Source organism: Variovorax sp. P4_D9 (assembly GCF_056401695.1).
On sequence record NZ_JBFUIU010000743.1, the window covers coordinates 1 to 4,318 of the forward strand.

General features: G+C 65.6%; 7 protein-coding genes. 1 reads left to right on the top strand and 6 read right to left on the bottom strand.

Going from position 1 to position 4,318, the window contains the following annotated elements; genetic code table 11:
- The first annotated feature begins 302 nt into the window (after positions 1 to 302).
- Positions 303 to 1,463, top strand: coding sequence for a S1C family serine protease (locus AC1DY5_RS44090; protein WP_478120723.1), 1,161 nt, complete (start codon positions 303 to 305; stop codon positions 1,461 to 1,463).
- Between the two features lie 27 nt (positions 1,464 to 1,490).
- Here AC1DY5_RS44090 and tatC read toward each other — a convergent pair whose 3' ends face one another.
- The 6 genes from tatC to AC1DY5_RS44120 form a co-directional block, all read right to left on the bottom strand.
- Entirely contained in the window at positions 1,491 to 2,291 is an 801-nt protein-coding gene (tatC, locus tag AC1DY5_RS44095; protein WP_478120724.1) for a twin-arginine translocase subunit TatC, read from the bottom strand.
- Positions 2,292 to 2,352: 61 nt separating this feature from the next.
- Positions 2,353 to 2,811 (bottom strand): Sec-independent protein translocase protein TatB, encoded by a 459-nt coding sequence (gene tatB, locus AC1DY5_RS44100; protein ID WP_478120725.1) that lies wholly within the window; start codon positions 2,809 to 2,811, stop codon positions 2,353 to 2,355.
- 13 nt (positions 2,812 to 2,824) lie between these two features.
- Positions 2,825 to 3,067: a Sec-independent protein translocase subunit TatA gene (gene tatA, locus AC1DY5_RS44105; protein WP_478120726.1), complete on the bottom strand. Its 243-nt coding sequence runs from the start codon at positions 3,065 to 3,067 to the stop codon at positions 2,825 to 2,827.
- Positions 3,068 to 3,132: 65 nt separating this feature from the next.
- Positions 3,133 to 3,492, bottom strand: coding sequence for a histidine triad nucleotide-binding protein (locus AC1DY5_RS44110; RefSeq protein WP_478120727.1), 360 nt, complete (start codon positions 3,490 to 3,492; stop codon positions 3,133 to 3,135).
- A complete protein-coding gene (locus AC1DY5_RS44115; protein WP_478120728.1) occupies positions 3,482 to 3,871 on the bottom strand; it encodes a DUF4870 family protein in 390 nt (129 codons plus the stop codon). The genes AC1DY5_RS44110 and AC1DY5_RS44115 overlap by 11 nt, the downstream gene beginning before the upstream one ends.
- Positions 3,872 to 3,885: 14 nt before the next feature.
- Positions 3,886 to 4,269 carry a phosphoribosyl-ATP diphosphatase gene (locus AC1DY5_RS44120; RefSeq protein WP_478120729.1) on the bottom strand — a complete coding sequence of 128 codons (384 nt, stop codon included), beginning with the start codon at positions 4,267 to 4,269 and terminating at the stop codon, positions 3,886 to 3,888.
- Positions 4,270 to 4,318 lie beyond the last annotated feature (49 nt).

Below are 4,318 nucleotides of genomic sequence, written 5' to 3' on the forward strand. Positions count from 1 at the left end.
GTCCTTGAAGCGCGCGGGTGCCAGCAGCAGGTCGAATGCGTGCAGGAGTTCATGGCGGGTCGTGCTCATCGCGCCATTGTGGCCCCGGCGGCCGCGGACCGCATCGCACCGCGACCGCGGCTGGACGGAATGCGGAAGGCCAGGCCGTCGACGTAGGAACAAGGCGTTACAAGCGCTCATTTTCAAGGGTTTTCCCTTATTTTCACCTTGCGAGGAGGTTCGGTGGCAGGCCGCCCGGAAGGGCCGGAAGGGGTCGCGCGCGACCTTGAGGGACAATAGGTACTTTCTCTGCTGCCTTTTTCATGAAACGTACCTGGCTGCTGTTTGCCCAAGCCGTGACCGTCCTGCTGGCGGCCTATTTCGTCGTCGCGACCCTCAAGCCCGAGTGGCTGAACCGGCGTACCGGCCCGCTCAACGGCATGGTCTCGGTGATCGAGGCGCCCAGCGCGCAGGTCGGCCCGGTGACCGCCGGCAGCCTCAGCGCGGCTGCCAAGAAGGCCTCACCCGCTGTGGTGAGCATCAACACCAGCAAGGCAGCGCAGCGCTCGCCGCGCAACAACGACCCCTGGTTCCGCTTCTTCTTCGGTGACCAAGGCGACCAGCCGCAGGTCGGCCTCGGCAGCGGCGTGATCGTCAGCGCCGACGGCTACATCCTCACCAACAACCACGTGGTCGAAGGCGCCGACGAGATCGACGTCACGCTCAACGACAGCCGCCATGCCCGCGGCAAGGTGATCGGCACCGACCCCGACACCGACCTCGCGGTACTCAAGATCGAGCTCGACAAGCTGCCGGTGATCGTGCTGGGCAACTCCGACGCGCTGCAGGTCGGCGACCAGGTGCTGGCCATCGGCAACCCCTTCGGCGTCGGCCAGACCGTGACAAGCGGGATCGTCTCGGCACTCGGTCGCAACCAGCTCGGCATCAACACCTTCGAGAACTTCATCCAGACCGATGCGGCGATCAATCCGGGCAATTCGGGTGGCGCGCTGATCGACGTCAACGGCAACCTCGAGGGCATCAACACCGCGATCTATTCGCGCTCGGGCGGCAGCATGGGGATCGGCTTCGCGATCCCGGTGTCGACCGCCAAGCAGGTGCTCGAGGACATCGTGAAGGCCGGCAAGGTCACGCGCGGCTGGATCGGCGTCGAGCCGAACGACCTCTCGCCCGAACTCGCCGAGACCTTCGGTGTCAAGGCGAGCGCCGGAGTCATCATCACCGGCGTGCTGCAGAACGRCCCGGCCGCCAAGGCCGGCCTGCGCCCCGGCGACGTGATCACCGGCGTGGGCCAGAAGAACATCGGCAACTCCCAGGAACTGCTGAGCGCCGTGGCCGGCCTCAAGCCCGGCACGGCCACGCGCTTCGTCGTGCAGCGAGGCAGCGACAAGCTGGAACTCGACGTCACGCCGGGCCTGCGGCCGAGGTCGTCGGTGCGCCGGGCGCCGACCGAGACCGAGTAGTTCGAATCTGGGCCGCCCGGCCGGGGTTCAGGTCTGAGCCGAGTCGGTGCTGCTCTCTTCGGGCGGCTTGCTGTACTTCGTGAAGTAGCGCGCACCGATGATGCCGATCTCGTAGAGCAGGCACATCGGGATCGCCAGCGCAAGCTGCGACACCACGTCCGGCGGCGTCAGCACCGCGGCGACAACGAAGGCCAGCACGATGAAATAGCCGCGGAAAGAGCGCAGCTTCTCGACCGTGACGAGTTCGAATCGCACCAGCAGCATCACCACGATCGGCACCTGGAAGGCAACCCCGAAGGCGATGTAGAGCGACAGGATCGCCTCCACGTAGGACGAGATGTCGGGCGTGGCATTGACCGAGGGCGGCGTGAACTTCTGGATGAAGCCGAACATCTTGTCAAGCACGAAGAACTGCACGAAGGCGATGCCGCCATAGGCCAGCAGGCTGCCGAAGAAGATCAGCGGCAGCGCGAACTTCTTCTCATGGCTGTAGAGGCCGGGTGCGATGAACATCCAGGCCTGGTACATCAGCCAGGGCAGCGCCAGCAGGACCGCCGTCATGGCCAGCACCTTGAGCGGCACGAAGAAAGGCGAGAACACGCCGATCGCGATCAGCTTGGCGTCGGGCGGCATGTGGGCGCGGATCGGCACTGCGATCAGGTCGATCAGGCCCGCCGGGCCGGGCCAGATGGCCAGCAGCACGCCGGCCACCACCAGTCCGTAGACGCAGTAGAGCAGACGGTCCCGCAGCTCCATGAGGTGCTGGACGAAAGGCTGCTCGGTGCCGGCCAGTTCGTCTTCTTTGTTCTTGTCTGTGGAATCGGCCATGTGGGGACGCTGCAGTCGGGCGCGCGGCGCACGCTGCGCGCGGCCGTTTCGCCAGCTTGCGCTAGTTGATCTTGTGGGGACGGTAACGGGCCACGCGCGCGGCGCCCGACAACGCCTTGGTGCGCACGCCGTTGCGCGCCTTGTACCACTGCGGCGTGGCGCCCTGCTTCAGGCGCCAGTTCTTGCGCGGGTGCTTGTATTGGGGGTAAGACGGGGTGGTGTCGGACAGTTCGGACAGCGTCTGGCCGCTCTCGGAGAACTGCTTCTCGAAGTCGCTGGCACCGGACTGGATGCTCTGCTCGACATCGCGCGCCGCCTCCTGGACCGTGTCCTTCATCTTGCGAAGTTCATCGAGGTCCATCGAGCGGTTGACCTCGGCCTTGACGTCGTTGACGTAACGTTGCGCCTTGCCGAGCAGGGTGCCGACGGTGCGCGCCACGCGTGGCAGCTTCTCCGGCCCGATGACGATCAGCGCCACGGCGCCGATCAGGGCCAGCTTCGAGATGCCGAGGTCGATCACGGAATGGGCTGGCTCAGGACTTCTGACGCGCTTCGACGTCGATCGTCGACTTGTCGGCGGTGCTGTTGCCGGTCACCTGGGCGTTCGGACCGGTGGCGGTCGGCGCGTCGGACGTGGCACCGTCCTTCATGCCGTCCTTGAAGCCCTTCACGGCGCCGCCCAGGTCGGAGCCCATGTTGCGCAGCTTCTTGGTGCCGAAGATCATCACGACGACGAGCAGCACGATCAGCCAGTGCCAGATGGAAAGTGAACCCATGGATTACTCCTGAAGAATGTGTCGGATTTTAGTCGCCGTGGAATGACCGGCCGAAAGGATGGCTTTCAGCCCCTGAGCCAGGGCCGCGGTCCGCCCATGACATGAACATGGAGATGGTGGACCTCCTGCCCGCCCTCGGCACCTGTATTGACCATGATGCGGAATCCGCCTCGGGGGTAGGGACGGCAGCCCTGCTCGACCGCCAGCTTGGGCGCCAGGGTCATGATCTTGCCGAGCAGCGCGGCGTCGTCCGGCGTCACCTGCGCCATCGACGGGATGTGGCGCTTCGGGACGATCATGAAATGCACCGGCGCCCATGGCGCGATGTCGTGGAAGACGAACAGTTCGTCGTCCTCGTAGACCTTGCGCGACGGGATCTTGCCGTCGATGATTTTGCAGAAGATGCAGTTCGGGTCAGATGACATTGCTGGTATCCATGGATCGGCCCGCGTTCATGCGCACCATCCCCTTGACGATGCGATAGAGGAACCAAAGCGAAATCAGGGCCCAGGCGATCCAGCCGGGCACCAGGAACAGCAGCCACAGCCAGGAGGTCAGCACGTACAGCACGCCGGCCCACAGCACCGTGCGGATGCGCCAGCTGAAGTGCGAGGCCTGCCAGGTGCCGGCCGCATCGTCACGCTTGACGAGGTCGATCACGAGCGCGATCACCAGCAGGCCGATCGAGGCCTGGGCCCCCGGCAGCACGGCGCCGACCGCTACCACCAGGTGCAGGATGTAGCTGACCCAGCCCCAGGTCTTGAGCGAGTCGTCGGGCTCGACGGTCACGATGTCGTTGGGCATGGCGGGCGCTCCTTTCAGTCGTTGGAAGTATCGCGGTCCTGCGCCTTGCGCAGGGCTTTTTCCTCGATGCCGCTGGTGCCTTCGCGGCGCTCGAGCTCGGCCACCACGTCGGCCGGCGAAAAACCGTAGTGCGCGAGCGCCACCATGCTGTGGAACCAGAGGTCGGCGACTTCGTTCACCAGTTTCGCGCGATCGCCGCCGTGATCGGCATCCTTAGCGGCCATCACGACCTCGGTGGCCTCCTCGCCGATCTTCTTGAGGAAGGCGTCCGGGCCGCGGTGCAGCAGCCGGGCGACATAGCTCTTGTCGGGGTCGCCGCCGCGCGCCGGCAGCCGGCTCTCGATGACGGCGGCCAGGCGCGCCAGCGCGTCTTCGGCGTTGCGGGATTCGGAGTTCATCTCGGGGAGGATGTGTAGATCGAGGCCGGGTCTTTCAAGACCGGCTCGG

Bases quoted from the DNA above. Each gene is read 5' to 3' on its own strand.
- AC1DY5_RS44120 (WP_478120729.1), bottom strand. From the start codon at position 4,269: ATGAACTCCGAATCCCGCAACGCCGAAGACGCGCTGGCGCGCCTGGCC.
- AC1DY5_RS44115 (WP_478120728.1), bottom strand. From the start codon at position 3,871: ATGCCCAACGACATCGTGACCGTCGAGCCCGACGACTCGCTCAAGACC.
- tatC (WP_478120724.1), bottom strand. From the start codon at position 2,291: ATGGCCGATTCCACAGACAAGAACAAAGAAGACGAACTGGCCGGCACC.
- tatA (WP_478120726.1), bottom strand. From the start codon at position 3,067: ATGGGTTCACTTTCCATCTGGCACTGGCTGATCGTGCTGCTCGTCGTC.
- AC1DY5_RS44110 (WP_478120727.1), bottom strand. From the start codon at position 3,492: ATGTCATCTGACCCGAACTGCATCTTCTGCAAAATCATCGACGGCAAG.